The sequence below is a fragment of the Ramlibacter sp. genome (genome assembly GCF_028291745.1).
Classification (GTDB): Bacteria; Pseudomonadota; Gammaproteobacteria; order Burkholderiales; family Burkholderiaceae_C; genus Ramlibacter.
The window spans coordinates 14961-28301 of record NZ_JAQGNQ010000058.1 but is presented as its reverse complement, the minus strand read 5'-3'; the positions used below and the strand labels follow the sequence as shown (position 1 = coordinate 28301).

17 protein-coding genes are annotated in these 13341 nt (G+C 64.0%); 11 read left to right on the top strand and 6 right to left on the bottom strand.

Annotation, left to right across the window (positions count from 1 at the left end; genetic code table 11):
• Window positions 1–221 precede the first annotated feature (221 nt).
• Entirely contained in the window at window positions 222–779 is a 558-nt protein-coding gene (locus tag JWP60_RS10545; protein ID WP_299790334.1) for a DUF4337 domain-containing protein, read from the bottom strand.
• A gap of 258 nt (window positions 780–1037) precedes the next feature.
• Window positions 1038–2102, bottom strand: coding sequence for a DMT family transporter (locus tag JWP60_RS10540; protein ID WP_299790331.1), 1065 nt, complete (start codon window positions 2100–2102; stop codon window positions 1038–1040).
• Window positions 2103–2199: 97 nt separating this feature from the next.
• Here JWP60_RS10540 and JWP60_RS10535 point away from each other — a divergent pair, with 97 nt between their 5' ends.
• The 9 genes from JWP60_RS10535 to JWP60_RS10495 all read left to right on the top strand — a co-directional run bounded on the left by JWP60_RS10535 (window position 2200) and on the right by JWP60_RS10495 (window position 9299).
• Complete coding sequence (locus tag JWP60_RS10535; RefSeq protein ID WP_299790328.1) at window positions 2200–3150, top strand: chromate resistance protein ChrB domain-containing protein; 951 nt, start codon at window positions 2200–2202, stop codon at window positions 3148–3150.
• 28 nt (window positions 3151–3178) lie between these two features.
• Complete coding sequence (locus JWP60_RS10530) at window positions 3179–3898, top strand: superoxide dismutase (RefSeq protein ID WP_299790326.1); 720 nt, start codon at window positions 3179–3181, stop codon at window positions 3896–3898.
• A 99-nt stretch (window positions 3899–3997) separates the two neighbouring features.
• Window positions 3998–5200, top strand: a complete 1203-nt coding sequence (locus tag JWP60_RS10525) for a chromate transporter (RefSeq protein ID WP_299790323.1) — start codon at window positions 3998–4000, stop codon at window positions 5198–5200.
• 58 nt (window positions 5201–5258) lie between these two features.
• Window positions 5259–5528 (top strand): hypothetical protein, encoded by a 270-nt coding sequence (locus JWP60_RS10520; RefSeq protein ID WP_299790320.1) that lies wholly within the window; start codon window positions 5259–5261, stop codon window positions 5526–5528.
• A 207-nt stretch (window positions 5529–5735) separates the two neighbouring features.
• On the top strand, window positions 5736–6386 hold the full coding sequence (locus tag JWP60_RS10515) for a DUF3703 domain-containing protein (RefSeq protein WP_299790317.1): 651 nt from the start codon (window positions 5736–5738) through the stop codon (window positions 6384–6386).
• A 92-nt stretch (window positions 6387–6478) separates the two neighbouring features.
• Window positions 6479–6967: a DUF2938 domain-containing protein gene (locus tag JWP60_RS10510; protein WP_299790314.1), complete on the top strand. Its 489-nt coding sequence runs from the start codon at window positions 6479–6481 to the stop codon at window positions 6965–6967.
• Between the two features lie 223 nt (window positions 6968–7190).
• A complete protein-coding gene (locus tag JWP60_RS10505; RefSeq protein ID WP_299790311.1) occupies window positions 7191–7550 on the top strand; it encodes a DUF3703 domain-containing protein in 360 nt (119 codons plus the stop codon).
• 24 nt (window positions 7551–7574) lie between these two features.
• Window positions 7575–8012, top strand: coding sequence for a FixH family protein (locus JWP60_RS10500; RefSeq protein ID WP_299790308.1), 438 nt, complete (start codon window positions 7575–7577; stop codon window positions 8010–8012).
• 12 nt (window positions 8013–8024) lie between these two features.
• On the top strand, window positions 8025–9299 hold the full coding sequence (locus JWP60_RS10495) for a cytochrome c peroxidase (RefSeq protein WP_299790305.1): 1275 nt from the start codon (window positions 8025–8027) through the stop codon (window positions 9297–9299).
• On the opposite strand, the gene JWP60_RS10490 is transcribed toward JWP60_RS10495, so the two are convergent.
• Window positions 9287–10108 (bottom strand): AraC family transcriptional regulator, encoded by an 822-nt coding sequence (locus JWP60_RS10490; protein ID WP_299790302.1) that lies wholly within the window; start codon window positions 10106–10108, stop codon window positions 9287–9289. The genes JWP60_RS10495 and JWP60_RS10490 overlap by 13 nt on opposite strands.
• Before the next feature lie 200 nt (window positions 10109–10308).
• On the opposite strand from JWP60_RS10490, the gene JWP60_RS10485 reads away from it, so the two are divergent.
• Both JWP60_RS10485 and JWP60_RS10480 read left to right on the top strand, forming a co-directional pair.
• A complete protein-coding gene (locus JWP60_RS10485; protein WP_299790299.1) occupies window positions 10309–10929 on the top strand; it encodes a Crp/Fnr family transcriptional regulator in 621 nt (206 codons plus the stop codon).
• An 80-nt stretch (window positions 10930–11009) separates the two neighbouring features.
• A complete protein-coding gene (locus JWP60_RS10480; RefSeq protein ID WP_299790296.1) occupies window positions 11010–11528 on the top strand; it encodes an aspartate carbamoyltransferase in 519 nt (172 codons plus the stop codon).
• Between the two features lie 101 nt (window positions 11529–11629).
• On the opposite strand, the gene JWP60_RS10475 is transcribed toward JWP60_RS10480, so the two are convergent.
• The 3 genes from JWP60_RS10475 to JWP60_RS10465 all read right to left on the bottom strand — a co-directional run bounded on the left by JWP60_RS10475 (window position 11630) and on the right by JWP60_RS10465 (window position 13325).
• Window positions 11630–12565: a CopD family protein gene (locus JWP60_RS10475; protein ID WP_299790293.1), complete on the bottom strand. Its 936-nt coding sequence runs from the start codon at window positions 12563–12565 to the stop codon at window positions 11630–11632.
• On the bottom strand, window positions 12565–12921 hold the full coding sequence (gene copC, locus JWP60_RS10470) for a copper homeostasis periplasmic binding protein CopC (protein ID WP_299790290.1): 357 nt from the start codon (window positions 12919–12921) through the stop codon (window positions 12565–12567). The genes JWP60_RS10475 and copC overlap by 1 nt, the downstream gene beginning before the upstream one ends.
• Window positions 12922–12995: 74 nt before the next feature.
• Entirely contained in the window at window positions 12996–13325 is a 330-nt protein-coding gene (locus JWP60_RS10465; protein ID WP_299790287.1) for a copper-binding protein, read from the bottom strand.
• Between the last annotated feature and the right edge of the window lie 16 nt (window positions 13326–13341).

Genomic DNA, 13341 nt, shown 5'->3' with positions numbered 1-13341 from the left:
ACAAAGCGCCGAACGCCTGTCCAATCGCGTCCGAGGAGCTTCTCCCCTGTGTCATGGAGCACGGCCGCCGGTAGCAGGCGAGGTCGTCCACTTGGCCCCTCACGGCGTTTGATTCGCTCAGGACCAGGCGAGCGCCGCGGCCGCAGGGATTCACTTTCGCGCCGAGGCTGCCTGCCAGCAAGCATGCTGGTGACGTCGCGCAGCACGTCTCTTTCCTGGCTTCAGTGCAAGGCGAAGGCAGAAACAGCGATGCCGATTCCGCCTGCCGCCGAGGCGACTGAGGCCCACAGCAACCATTTGCGTCGGGTCAGAACGGTGATGGCGGCCAATGCGATTGCGATTTGGACGAAGGTCAGGGCCAGTGCGAGGCGCTCATGCGGCCTGAGCTTTGCTTCTGACTCCTCACCAAGTTTGCGGGACTCCGCCTGGAGCTTTTGAGCTTCCATTTGGACCTCCGCCTTGCCCGCATCTTCCTTTGTCTTTTCAGCGAGAAAGTGAGCCTTGACCGTAGGGTCGCTGGAGAGTGCAGCGGTCGCGTCGTCCACGTGGCTTTTGACAGACCTCGCCTGGTAAAACGCCCATTGGTCGCTGGCTTCAGCTTGCTTGAGGATGCTTTGATTCTTCAGGAACATCGCTTCGTTCTGTGCGCTCCCGCTCTGGTAGCTGATGAGGGCTCCTACCGTCGCGAGCACGGCCGTCATGAGGGCAATCCTCTGGCTCAGTCCCCGGCCCTCCTTTTCGGTCGCTGCCTCGACCTCACGCTCGTGCGGACTGGGCACTTCGTATTCGGACTCGATGTCGGTCTCCCGGTGTAAAAAGGAAAACGAGCATACCCGGGCGTGCGGCGCCGAAGTGTCATTTCGTAGTCATCGCTCTGACGACAGCGCCGTTGGAGCTGACCTGCTCCGGGGTGCACCCAGGGACCCTTGTGCAGTCGCACGCACCAGAGGGCGTTAACTCAGGGACCGCTTCAGCGCGTTTCCAAGACTGATGCAACATGCGCTCCACCTACAAGCCAGCTGGCAGGCCACATGAGGCTAGTGCCGGTGGCGGTGGCGGTGGTGGATGTCCGGGTAATGAGGATGCTTGTGCGTCAGTACCTCGTGCCGATGCAGGTGCGCATGGGGCTCCTCGCCACGCCAGGGAAAGTCGTGGAAGTGCCGATGGTGCTCGTCATGCCGATGTCGGTGGGAGTGCTCCAGTGGTTCGTGCGTGTGCTCATGTTCGTGCCGCTCCCGCACGTGCAGCCAGACGCCGACCGCCATCAGTGCAGCGGCCACCCAGAAAAGTGGTCCGGGTGCCTCAGGCCAGACGGCCAGGGAAATCAGGACGCCGAACAGCGGCGCGACTGAGAAGTACGCCCCGGTTCGTGCAGTGCCCAGAGTGCGTAGTCCGACGACGAACAGCATGAGGCTGAGTCCGTAGCCGAAGAACCCTACGAGCAGACTGGAAGCGACCGCCGGCCACGTCGGCAGGTGGGCGCCGGCCGCAACTGCCAGGGCCGTGTTGCCCGCGCCAGCAAGCGCTCCTTTCAGGCACGCCAGGAGCATGGCGTCGTTGGCCGAGACCTTTCGAGTCAGGTTGTTGTCGATGGCCCAACACAGGCACGCAGCGACGACGAGCAATGCGCCACCCGAAAACGCTGCGCCTCCCGGCTCCCAGGCAAGCAGCGCGCCGCCCGCCACGATGGCGACCATTCCGAGCACCACTCGCCTGTCGGCGTTCTCTCCGAAGACAACCCATGCCAGAACCGCTGTCAACACCCCCTCCACGTTCAGAAGAAGGGAGGCCGACGCGCCGCTTGTGCGCGTGAGACCCACCATCAGGAGCGCCGGTCCGAGCACGCCGCCAAACAGGATGGCGCCAGCCAGCCAGGGGATATCGCGGGCCGGGATGCGCATCGTGGCGCCGTCCGCCGGGCCAGGCCTGGAGCGCAGCACGCGGACGGCTAACAGGAGTGCGAGCCCGACACTGCTGCCGAGGTAGAGCAAACCGGCCAGGAGCAGTGGGTGCGTGGTGCCCACAAGAAGCTTGGCCAAGGGCGTGCTGGCCCCAAAAAGCAATGCGGCCGCCAGAGCCGGCGACGCGGGGTGGATGGACATGGCCCGCAGTTGACCACGTCGGGCGGAAACAGTGGTGTGCGACACGCGCTCGCAGCCCCTACTTGTAGCAGTCCTCACGCCGTGCGATATTTGCTACATGGCTGATTGGCTCATCCTGACAGCGACGCTTCCCACGAACCCGAGCGGCTTGCGGGTGCGGGTGTGGCGCGCGCTCAAGGCTACCGGTGCTGGCACCCTTCGCGAGGGCGTGTACGTCCTGCCTTGCACGGCGCCAACAGCCCAGGCGCTGCGAGACATTGACCGAGCCATCGTCGAGGCGGGCGCCGATGCTCACCTCCTTGAGGTGGACGCCAGGGACGACGCCCAGGAGAACGCCTTCCGGGCCCTGTTCGACCGCGCCGACTTGTACGCGGAGTTGCTGCAGGCCGTGAAGGATGCCCGCAGGACCATCAAACGAGCGAGTGAGGCTGAGCTCCACAAGACGCTGCGCGCCCTGGAGCAGCAACTGCAGCAACTCCAGGCAAGCGACTTCTTCCCCGGGAAGGACCAAGCAGCGGCAGCGGAGGCAGTGGCTGGCCTGAGACGAGAAATTCAGCTGCACCTCTCGCCGGACGAGCCGGCCGCGGAACAAGCCGTCATCGAGCCGCGCCGCATCGAAGACTTTCAAGGGCGCACTTGGGCCACCCGCAAGCGTCCCTGGATGGACAGGCTTGCCACGGCATGGTTGGTCGAACGCTTCATCGACAAGAAGGCGAAGTTCCTCTGGCTGGCCGACGCAAAGAAGTGTCCGAAGGATGCCATTGGCTATGACTTCGACGGCGCGACGTTCACCCACGTCGGCAACTTGGTGACCTTCGAAGTCGTGGCCCGGACATTCGGCCTGGACGAAGCGCCCGCAGTGCGCCGCATCGGCGAACTCGTGCACTACATCGACGTTGGCGGCATCCCCCGCGACGAAGCCCCAGGTCTCGAGATGCTCGTGCGGGGATTGCAAGCGCAGCACGCGGACGACGACGCGCTGCTCAAGGCTGGCATTTCATTTTTTGACGCCCTGCACGCCGCGCTGCAGGCACCGAACCGTCACTGAAAGCCGCGGCGAACAACGGAGCACTCAGATGAAGAATAGAAGAGATTTCGTTCAGGGCGGCGCGCTGGTCGCGGGCGCCGCCCTCGCTGCAGCCGCGGCAACCGCGCAACCGATGCCGAAGAAGCGCTATGCCGACAGGCTGACCGATGAGGCCGGAAGGTACGCCGTGGCCCCCCTGCCCTTCCCGTCTGACGCGCTCGAACCCGTCATCGACGCGAAGACGGTGGAGTTGCACTACAACTTTCATCACAAGCCCGCAGCGACGGCGGCGAACAACGCGGAGGCGGCGCTGGCCAAGGCACGAGACGGCAACGACTTCGCCTTGGTCAAGCACTACCAGAAAGAGCTCTCCTTCCAGCTCTCGAGTCACCTCCTCCACAGCATCTACTGGACAAACCTCGGCGGCAAGGGCGGAGAGCCGAAGGGAGACCTGGCCAGTGCACTAGGCTCCGAGTTCGGCTCTTTCGCCAAGCTCAAGGCGCAACTCGCGGCCGCAACCACGGCTGTTGAAGCCTCGGGCTGGGGCATCCTGGGCTACCACCCCGTGACCAGGAAGTTGATGGTCCTGCAGTGCGAGAACCACCAGAAGCTGACCGCCTGGGGCGTCACTCCGCTTCTCGTGCTTGATGTCTTCGAGCACGCGTACTACCTGAAGTACCAGAACCGGCGCGGCGAATACGTCAACGCCCTGTTCAACATCGTTAACTGGGACAACGTCGCTGAGCGCCTGGACGCGGCGCGCACGTAGCAAGGCGTCCCTCCAGCAACCCGCCGCGGCCCGTATCGGCCTGTGGTCGAAGGCGGACAGCGTTGTGCAGCTCCGGGACCTGGACGTTCAAGCCGGCAAATGAAATCACCAAGACCTGTGCGCCAAGAGACTGCAACTCCCGGTGCGCCAGCTACTGCGCCGGCCTACACGGTGTGGCAGCTCGTGCTGTACATGCTGCGCCTCGGAGCCCTGGGCTTCGGCGGGCCTGTTGCCCTGGCCGGGTACATGCATCGTGACCTGGTCGAAGCCCGCGGGTGGATTAGCGAGGACGACTACAAGGAGGGCATCGCGCTTGCGCAGCTTGCGCCCGGCCCGATGGCCGCGCAGCTCGCCATCTACCTGGGATACGTGCACTACCGAATCGTCGGCGCGACCTTGGTTGGCATCGCATTCGTGATTCCCTCGTTTCTGATGGTGGTGGCGCTCGGGTGGGCCTACGTGCGATATGGCGGGCTCACCTGGATGCAGTCGGTCTTCTACGGGGTGGGCGCGGCGGTCATCGGCATCATCGCCATGAGCGCGTACAAGTTGACCACCAAGAGCGTCGGCAAGGACCGCCTGCTGTGGGCCGTCTACCTGGTCCTGGCAGGGGTGACCGTGGTGACGGAGTCCGAGATTGCCTGGCTTTTCATCGCGGCCGGCGTACTGGTCATGGTCGTTCGCGCCCCGCCGAAGTGGATTCGTAGCGGGTCCGTCGGAGCACTTGCGGCGCCGCTCGCGCCGGCGCTGCTAGGCGCGGTCCACTGGCCTTTGCTGACCCAGATTGGCATCTTCTTCGCCAAGGCGGGCGCCTTCGTGTTCGGCTCGGGGCTGGCCATCGTTCCGTTCCTCTACGGAGGGGTGGTCACCGAGCACCAGTGGTTGAACGACAAGCAGTTCGTGGATGCGGTGGCGGTCGCGATGATTACCCCCGGGCCGGTCGTCATCACCGTGGGCTTCATCGGCTACCTGATTGCAGGGTTCTGGGGCGCCTGCGTGGCGGCCTTTGCCACGTTCTTGCCTTGCTACCTGTTCACCGTGATTCCGGCGCCCTACTTCAAGAAGTACGGCAGGCTCCCCGCCGTCAAGGCGTTCGTGGACGGCATCACCGCCGGGGCCATTGGGGCCATCACGGGCGCCGTCATCGTGATTGCAAGGAGGTCCATCGTGGATGTACCGACGGCGTTGCTAGCGCTGCTCACACTGGCGGTCCTGTGGAAATTCAAGAAGCTGCAGGAGCCGTATGTCATCGTCGCAGCCGCAGCGTTCGGATTGCTGGTTTACCCCCTGATGCACCATTGACGCTCGCGCCTGGTGTCCCGACCACCATTGCTCAGACTGCTTTCGAGACACCGCAAGGATGACCAGCTTTCAACAAGCCGTTTACGACAAGCTCGATGCGTTCAATCAAGCTGTCCACGCTGGCGTCTTGCCGCCTGACGCGGAGCCGGCAGTCGCGGCCATCTGGGAGGCGTTTACGCGCAGCGCCACAGCGGTGACGGCGAGCCAAATCGAACCACACGTCGAATTGCTTGGGCAGCTGGCGGATACGCGTGTCGACCTGACGGGCGTGGCGCGCGCTGGTGAACAGCTCTTGCAGGCCGTGCGCGAGTACCAAGGCAGCAGCTGACCGCGGTTTCGGCCCGCGCGAGGCAGGAACCCACCGGAGAGTCATCCCGTTGACCGCACCCCCCCGGCACGGACCTGGGTGCCGCCATCGGTAGTCGCAGCAGGGTTCGACTTGAACGAAAGGGCTGCGAATCCGGCCTTTCCGTTCAAGCCCAGATTCCTGTGAGCGCGAAGAATTCGAGCCTCACCAACCCCTTGGAGCCCTCGAATGACATCCTTCCCGACCAGCATCCGACCCAGCGTGCAAGCAGAGCTCGACGCAGCAGGGTCCGCCGAAACACAGGGCCGCCGCTACACCGCCTTCCAGCATCTGGAGCGCGCACACGTCATCGGCCAGCCCTCAACCGTGGAGCACGTGCGCGTGCACTGGCGCATGTTCAGGCACACGCTGCACAACCTGCAACCCGGTGAAGCGTACGGGCAGGCGTGGCGCCTGGCGGCGACCGTCTTCACCCCTGTGGGCCTGGCGCCAACGGGAACCACCGGTGGTGCGGACATCAGCGGCATCCGCCGCATGGCCATTCCCGAGGACGTCCAGGCCATCATCGACGCCTCTCGAAGTGACCAGCGTCGCTCCGCGGCGAACTGCATCTGCACCGGCACCTGTACCGGCAACTGCACCTGTGCCGGCACTTGCAGCTGCGCTGGTGACTGCAGCTGCGCCGACACTTGCACCTGCACTGCACGGAACCAGCGGCCTTCAGCCCACACCGACATCAGCTCTTCTCCGTGCCACTGCGCTCTTCCTTCGGGCCAGGACCGTGCACGCGGCGAAGAACGTTCATGGATTGCGGCCGGCGCGACCCGCGTCGAGGCGCCTGTCCCTCATTGCGATTGCGCTAACTGCAGCTGCGCCTAAACACCTCTGGAAAGACAGGCACTCCGCACGAGTCTGCGTCTCAGCGCAGGCCTGTTCCGCACCGCCGCATATCACGAATGAAAGGACCTCACATGCTCTCAGTCCAGGACATCGGAGTCGTCATCTTTATGGGCGTCGGAGCCACGGCCGTCATGGACGTGTGGCTGCTCATCCTGGCGCGACTCGGAGTGCCCACCACCAATTGGGGGCTGGTTGGTAGATGGGTCGGGCACATGCCCAAGGGCCGTTTCGCCCATGCGTCGATGGCCAATACGCCGGCGGTTCGAGGCGAGCTCGCCGTCGGCTGGATAACGCACTACGCCATCGGCATCGGCTATGCGGCGGCGCTGATCACGTTCGTGGGGACTGGGTGGGCAAGGCAACCGACCTTCCTGCCCGCATTGGTGTTCGGGCTGGTCACGGTGGCGGCGCCGCTGTTTGTGATGCAGCCAGCCATGGGGTCCGGTTTTGCCGCGTTGAAGACCGCGACTCCCTTGAAGACCTGTCTGCGCAGTCTTGCAAACCACGGCATGTTTGGCCTCGGCTTGTACGTCGCCGCGTTGGCCATCGCATACATCTGACACTTGGGAGCGGGGACCCGGCCGCGTTCCTCGGCACCCTCACGGGACCCGTGCTTCAACCCAAGTGATGTTTCAGGCCTGACACGAACCTGGGTGCCGCCACCGGAAGTTGCAGGAAGGTTCGACTTGAACAAAAGGGCTGCGAAATCAGCCTCTCCGTTCAAGTCCAAACAGCTTCGCAAGCGAAGAATTCAGTGCATCGCAACCACCTCCGGAGCACCTCATGAACACCTTCGCAACTCGCATCAAACCCAAGGTGCAAACAGAACTGGCGGCCGCGGACGTGGCCGAAGCGCGCGGGGAGTTCTACACCGCCTTCCAGCGCCTTGAGCGGGCACACGTGCTCGGCCAGTCCAGCACCGTGGAGCATGTCCGCATCCACTGGCGCATGTTCCGGTTTGCACTGCGCAACCGCTTGCACAGGCAAGCCGCCGGCCAGGTTTGGCGCCTTGTGGCCGCCTCCCTCTTCACGGCGCCCGGGCTTGTGCCCGAAGGCAACACCGGCGGCACGGACGTCAGTGGGTTGCGGCGTCTTCCTGTTCCGAAAGACCTGAAGCAAGCGCTCGACGCTGCTCGGGCCTGAGTCTCACTCTTCACTGGAGAAATCATGCTTCGCAATCTCACTGCATTGACCGCGGTCACCACGTTGGCCGCACTTCTTACCGGCTGCATGACGCCGCCCAAGGACCTGGACCTTTCCCTCGCCAAGAGCTCCGCCGCCGGCGTCTACCGGGTAGCTTTGGTGCCCCCCGCGCAGGCGCCGGCCATCAACCAGATGCACAGCTGGAAGGTGAAGCTCGCTACGGCCGACGGTCTCCCGGTGCACGGCGCAAAGTTCGTCGTCGACGGCGGCATGCCCCAGCACGGCCACGGCTTGCCCACGCAGCCGCGCGTCACACGCGAAATGGGCGATGGCACATATGCGCTTGACGGGATGAAATTCAGCATGACGGGCTGGTGGGAGGTGAAGCTCGCCATCGACGGGCCTCAAGGCGCCGACAAGGTCACCTTCAACACGGTCGTCGCCAATCCGGCCATCCGGTAAGCGAGCCTTTCCATGAACATGCGCTCCATCGGCGTTGCGGCTACGGCGGCCGCCCTCGCGTTTACTGTCTTCGCCGCGCAGGACTTCAAGCAAGCACCGCCCCGGGACAAGTGGTCGGCCCAAGAGCTTGCCGCGATTGGCTCGATGCGCCTGAAAGAAGCTGGCGAGCGCCCGGCTGACGTCTCCAACGCGCACGAGCAGCACGCCGAAGCGGCCGTGTTCGGGCGCGCGCTGTTCAATGACACCCGCTTCAGCAAGAACGGCCAGGTCGCCTGCGCCAGCTGCCACTCGGCGACGGGCCAATTCGAAGACGGGCGGCAGTTCGGCCAAGGCATAGCAACTGGCAAGCGTCGCACCATGCCGGTCATGGGCGCAGCGCACTCGCCATTCCTGTTCTGGGACGGACGCAAGGACAGCGCCTGGTCGCAGGCCCTTGGGCCCATGGAGGACCCGGCAGAACACGGCGGCAACCGCGTGCGCTTCGTCAGGCTGGTGCTGGCCCAGTACGAGGCGCAGTACCAGGCGGTGTTCGGCTCCGCACCTGAACTCGGGACGCTGCCGGAGGACGCATCCCCAAACGGAACAGAGCCCGAGCGGGCGGCGTGGGCCGCTCTTTCGCCGGCGACGCGGGATGCGGTCAATCGGGTGTTCGCGAACATGGGCAAAGCCATCGCCGCCTACGAGCGGAACGTCTCCTACGCGGGTTCGCGCTTCGACCAGTACGCGGAGGCGACTGTTCATGGCGATGGCCGCGGCCAGGAGGCTCTCTCGCTTCAAGAGATGCGAGGGCTGCGCGCTTTCCTCACCAAGGGCCAATGCGTCACCTGCCACAACGGGCCTCTTCTGACGGACCATGCCTTCCACAACACGGGTGTGCCGTCGGTGGACTCGAAGAACCCTGACCATGGGCGGGCTGAGGGCCTCAAGAAGCTGCTCAAGGATGAATTCAACTGCCTGGGGCCCTACAGCGACGCGAAGCCGCAAGAGTGCGGCGAGCTGCAGTTCTTGTCCGTCGACGAAGCCGGCCAGCTCGGAGCGTTCCGCACGCCCAGCCTGCGCAATGTGGCAGCCAGGGCTCCGTACATGCACGCCGGCCAGTTCGCAAGCCTCGACCAGGTGCTGCAGCACTACGCCGCGTCCCCGAAAGCGGCGATTGGCCACAGCGAATTGGCCGGGCCCGGGGAGAAGCACGCCGACCGTCAGACCATCCAGCTCTCCGCCGCCGACATCCAGGACCTGGCCGCGTTCCTCGGCACCCTCACGGGACCCGTGCTTCAACCCAAGTGATGTTCCAGGCTGCGAATGCGAGCGCTGAGGGGGCCGGTCATCTGCAAGGCAGATGGCGCCAGGCCGAACATGGTCCGCGCCGTCCTGGAGAGGTGCGCCGAGTCCGCGAAGCCGGCAGCATGGGCGGCACCGGAGAGCGTCTCGCCTTGCATCAGGAGCGTCCAGACGTGCAGCAGTCGGCGCCACAGAACGTAGGTTCGCAAGGGCATCCCGGTCTCTTCCACGAAGAGGTGCCGGAACCGACCAGGGGACAGATTCGCAGCCTTGGCCACCGCGGAGAGCGTCACAGTTTCGTCGACCCGTTGGCGCAGGTATTCAATGGCTGCCAAGACCCGCGGGTCGGAAGGCTCCCGGAAGGCGGTACGAGAAATCTCCTGGACCAGCTGGTGGCACACCGCGCTGACTGCCTCGTAGCTCTTCTCGGTACGCCACGCCCGTTCCAGGCGCTTGGCGCCCTCGGCCACCTGCTTGGTGCCGAGGACCTCAAGCTCGCCCTGTAGTCTGGCGGAGAGCGCTCTACCCGCAGCTGTTTCCGGTTCGATGAACAGGACCGCGCTGATGTCGCACTCGTTGACGTCGATGCTATGGGTCGCCCGAGAGGGAATCAAGGCGGCGGGGCAGGATTGCCACTCTCCGCGGCGGCCGAACTGGACGCGCAATCCCGTGGGTGCGCCAATCACAAGCTGTATTGCGTAATGCGAATGTGGCGAAATCGGCCCGCCTCCGCCCTCTCCGATGAAGCCGCACCCGCCCGTCCAGGCGACGAAGTCGCCTCGATACCGCTTCACGGTGGGCGTGTCCAAGACCATGTTCCCCAGAGCTCCAGGGGGCAGTCTACTGGCATCGCAGACACTGGCGAACCTTTATCGTGGAAGATGCGCGGTTGACCACGTGCGAGGGAATATCGACGGTCGTGCGCTCTGGCGGTGAGCGCATGCGGGACCGGTTCGAACAGGAGGCTGCGCGCCCGAGTAGAGTCGCGGCATGCGAGCCGTTGGGGCTTGTGACCATGCGAGAAGCCAACTTCAAGATGAAGGCGAGCACATCACCCGATTTTCCAGTTGCCCTGCGGGCGCACACCACTCGGGCGACGCATGCAACCGGCACGACCATCTTTCGCACCGGTGGTCCGGCGCATTCTGTTTTCTACGTCGAGTCAGGAGCAGTTCGCCTGGTGCGTTTCGGACGGGCTGGCGAGGAGGTCATGCTTCACGCGGCAACTGAAGGGGAGTTCTTCGCTGAAGCCTCATTTGACAGCCCGCGTTACCACTGCCATGCCGTCACCAGCGGTCCCAGCGTGTTGCTGCAGGTGCCAGGGACCGTGGTCCGGAACATGCTGGAAAGTGACCCCGAGTTTGCGCGCCAGTGGGTCGCACTGTTGGCGGGGCGACTGCGCGCCGCCAGGTTTCGCGTGGAAAGACTCTCCCTCAAGAGCGCAACCGAGCGCGTCCGCCACCTGCTTGTTTCGGAAGGGCGGGGACCAAGCTTCGAACTGGTGCTGCCCGGGACCTTGAAGGACCTTGCCCGCAATCTTGGGCTTACGCACGAAGTACTCTACAGAACCCTTGCGGCGATGGAGAGGGAAGGCGCAATTGAGCGGGGCCAAGGCGTTCTGCGTCTGAACGAGTGACGGGGACGTCGATATGATTCAAATCATATGCAATGTGGCGCGTTCCGTTGAGGATGCGGCCTCCCCAACGACATGCTCATATGACTAAGTACCTGGTCCAACTGACGCTTCTCACCCTGCTCGCCTGGCCGATAGCTTCGCACGCTGACGACGTCTCTCGTCAGGCGGAGGTCTCCAAACGGGGCGCAGATGTGATGCCGTTCAGCCTCAAGGCCACCACGCACGTCTTTACGAAGACCAAGGCGGGCGGAACCCAACGTGTGGTGGCCAAGGTTGCTTCAGACGCCGCGCAAGTGCGAATGGTGCGCGAGCATCTTCACAATATCCGGGCCGAGTTTCTGCGCGGTGATTTTTCAGGTCCGTCGCATATTCATGGCAACGAGATGCCCGGACTGGCAGACCTCAAGGCAAGCAAGCCCGGCGAGATTTCCATTGGCTATCAGGAAGTGGCTGGCGGGGCCGAATTGACGTTCCGGACACCTGACCCCAAGCTGGTTTCAGCGCTGCACAGATGGTTTGACGCTCAGCTGACTGACCACGGCTCCGACGCGATGGCCGGCCACGAGCACTCGAAGCACGGCGCGATGGTCAAGCCGTAAGCAGGCGCAAGACTTTCGGCAGTGGCAGTTATCGCTGCGAACATGAGCGGGCCCTCCCGGATGTTCACCCGCGCTACGCCTGCAGGAGCAACTGGGCGCGCCTATGCGTCAAGCGGTTCACTGCCACCAAGAATGCTTGCCGCAACCAACACAAGCAGTAGCACCACCGCCTCGATGCGGAGCACCCGAACCAGCGTGCGCTTCCAATCCCGCGAGTTCGTTCCAGGCTGGCGCAGGAGTTCAAAGACGCCCGGAAGTACTCGGAACCTGTTGTAACCACCGAGCGCGGCCGCAACTGCAACCAACAGCAGCTTGACTAGCAGCGCTTTGCCGTACACGGACCCGAGCAACAAGTTCCAATCTCCAACGGCATGCCACACGTTGAAGACGCCGGCCAGCACCACCGCGGCCAACGAGACGGTCGCCAGCGAACTCAGCGAGCCGACCCACAGGGTGGCCTCTGCGCGCTCTTGAGCCGTGGCGGCTTCCGAGGGAAGCTTGAGACGGGCTGCCAACAAGACCATCCCGACCCACAAACACGCAGCTACAAGGTGAATCCAGTCCACACACGCAGCCAGGCTCCAGAGTCCGTTCTTCGCCCCTGCATGAGAGTTGGCGCTTCGGCTCCAGAATGCAGTGGCAACGGCCAGGACCAACATCACTGAACGGGCTGCAGTAAGACGCGCAGGTGCCCAGCCGAATGCCAGGGCAAGCACCCACGCTGCAAACCCCGTAGCTGCCACGTGGCCGAACTGCGTATTGCGTGCCAGCTTCAGCACGGTGGGCCCGGCTTGCGTAAGGGGCACTTCCGCCATCACGGCGGCCTCAAGCCAAACGGAGAACCCGAGGGCGGCGACGCTCAAGGCGAGCCCGAGCCGACGGAATTGCAGCGACTGGCTCGCGACCAAGTCGCTCCACATCGACGTCGCACCCGATAGCCACTTGGCGGATGCAAGGGACCCGAGCACGAGCGCAAACCCCACGTAAATAAGCGCGACGTCGAGCCGCTGAACGTAGCTGAGCGCGCCTTGAAGCATCACTTCACCGTGAAGCGCAGTTCGCCCTTCGTGTGGTGGCCGTCATGCCCCATCGTTGACCACTCCAGCCGATACGCGCCAGCCGAGAGCTTGGGAAGGGTTGTCACAAGCGTCGTGTCGTCGCTTTCACGCGTCGCCGGACTTCCAGTCTCGACCGCCGCATTGTCCGGCCCGAACAGTTTGACGTTGCTCATTGCAGCCTCGACGGGTTCGTTGTAGTGCAACGTGATGGAAGATGGCGCGGCAACGTTGGCCCCGTTCTGAGGGTCGGAGGTCTGCAACCTGGCATGCGCAAAGACGCTCGAGGCCGCGCCGAACGCAAGAACAAATAAGGAAAGTCGAACGATGTACATCATGGGCGTTGACGGAAAAATTGCTGAATGTTGGTAACTCGAGGCCCTTGTCCCACGGTTGGAGGACGGCAGGGGCCTCAGTTGGCCGCTTCGATTTTGGTGACAGTGAGTTCGCCATTCACTCGCTCTGCGACAAAGTTCACCTTGTCGCCTTCCTTGACCTGGTCAAGGAACTTCGGGTCGGCCGCGCGGAAGGCCATGGTCATCGCCGGCATATGGAGATTCTTGAGCTCCTCGTGCCGAATGGTGATTTTTCCGGCGGCATTGTCGACCTTGCGGACCTCGCCCGACGTCATCGCGGATGCGGCGGCTCCTGCTGCGTGCGAAGGCTGTGCGGCGGTGCTCTGAGCGAAGGCGCCGGCCGAGAATGCGATGAGCGCCGCGGCAAAGATGTGGTTCGGTTTCATGTGGAATTCCTTTGAA

Coding starts and splice junctions, on each gene's coding strand:
- JWP60_RS10540 (WP_299790331.1), bottom strand. CDS start 2,102: ATGTCCATCCACCCCGCGTCGCCGGCTCTGGCGGCCGCATTGCTTTTT.
- JWP60_RS10535 (WP_299790328.1), top strand. CDS start 2,200: ATGGCTGATTGGCTCATCCTGACAGCGACGCTTCCCACGAACCCGAGC.
- JWP60_RS10530 (WP_299790326.1), top strand. CDS start 3,179: ATGAAGAATAGAAGAGATTTCGTTCAGGGCGGCGCGCTGGTCGCGGGC.
- JWP60_RS10525 (WP_299790323.1), top strand. CDS start 3,998: ATGAAATCACCAAGACCTGTGCGCCAAGAGACTGCAACTCCCGGTGCG.
- JWP60_RS10520 (WP_299790320.1), top strand. CDS start 5,259: ATGACCAGCTTTCAACAAGCCGTTTACGACAAGCTCGATGCGTTCAAT.
- JWP60_RS10515 (WP_299790317.1), top strand. CDS start 5,736: ATGACATCCTTCCCGACCAGCATCCGACCCAGCGTGCAAGCAGAGCTC.
- JWP60_RS10510 (WP_299790314.1), top strand. CDS start 6,479: ATGCTCTCAGTCCAGGACATCGGAGTCGTCATCTTTATGGGCGTCGGA.
- JWP60_RS10505 (WP_299790311.1), top strand. CDS start 7,191: ATGAACACCTTCGCAACTCGCATCAAACCCAAGGTGCAAACAGAACTG.
- JWP60_RS10500 (WP_299790308.1), top strand. CDS start 7,575: ATGCTTCGCAATCTCACTGCATTGACCGCGGTCACCACGTTGGCCGCA.
- JWP60_RS10495 (WP_299790305.1), top strand. CDS start 8,025: ATGAACATGCGCTCCATCGGCGTTGCGGCTACGGCGGCCGCCCTCGCG.
- JWP60_RS10490 (WP_299790302.1), bottom strand. CDS start 10,108: ATGGTCTTGGACACGCCCACCGTGAAGCGGTATCGAGGCGACTTCGTC.
- JWP60_RS10485 (WP_299790299.1), top strand. CDS start 10,309: ATGCGAGAAGCCAACTTCAAGATGAAGGCGAGCACATCACCCGATTTT.
- JWP60_RS10480 (WP_299790296.1), top strand. CDS start 11,010: ATGACTAAGTACCTGGTCCAACTGACGCTTCTCACCCTGCTCGCCTGG.
- JWP60_RS10475 (WP_299790293.1), bottom strand. CDS start 12,565: ATGCTTCAAGGCGCGCTCAGCTACGTTCAGCGGCTCGACGTCGCGCTT.
- copC (WP_299790290.1), bottom strand. CDS start 12,921: ATGATGTACATCGTTCGACTTTCCTTATTTGTTCTTGCGTTCGGCGCG.
- JWP60_RS10465 (WP_299790287.1), bottom strand. CDS start 13,325: ATGAAACCGAACCACATCTTTGCCGCGGCGCTCATCGCATTCTCGGCC.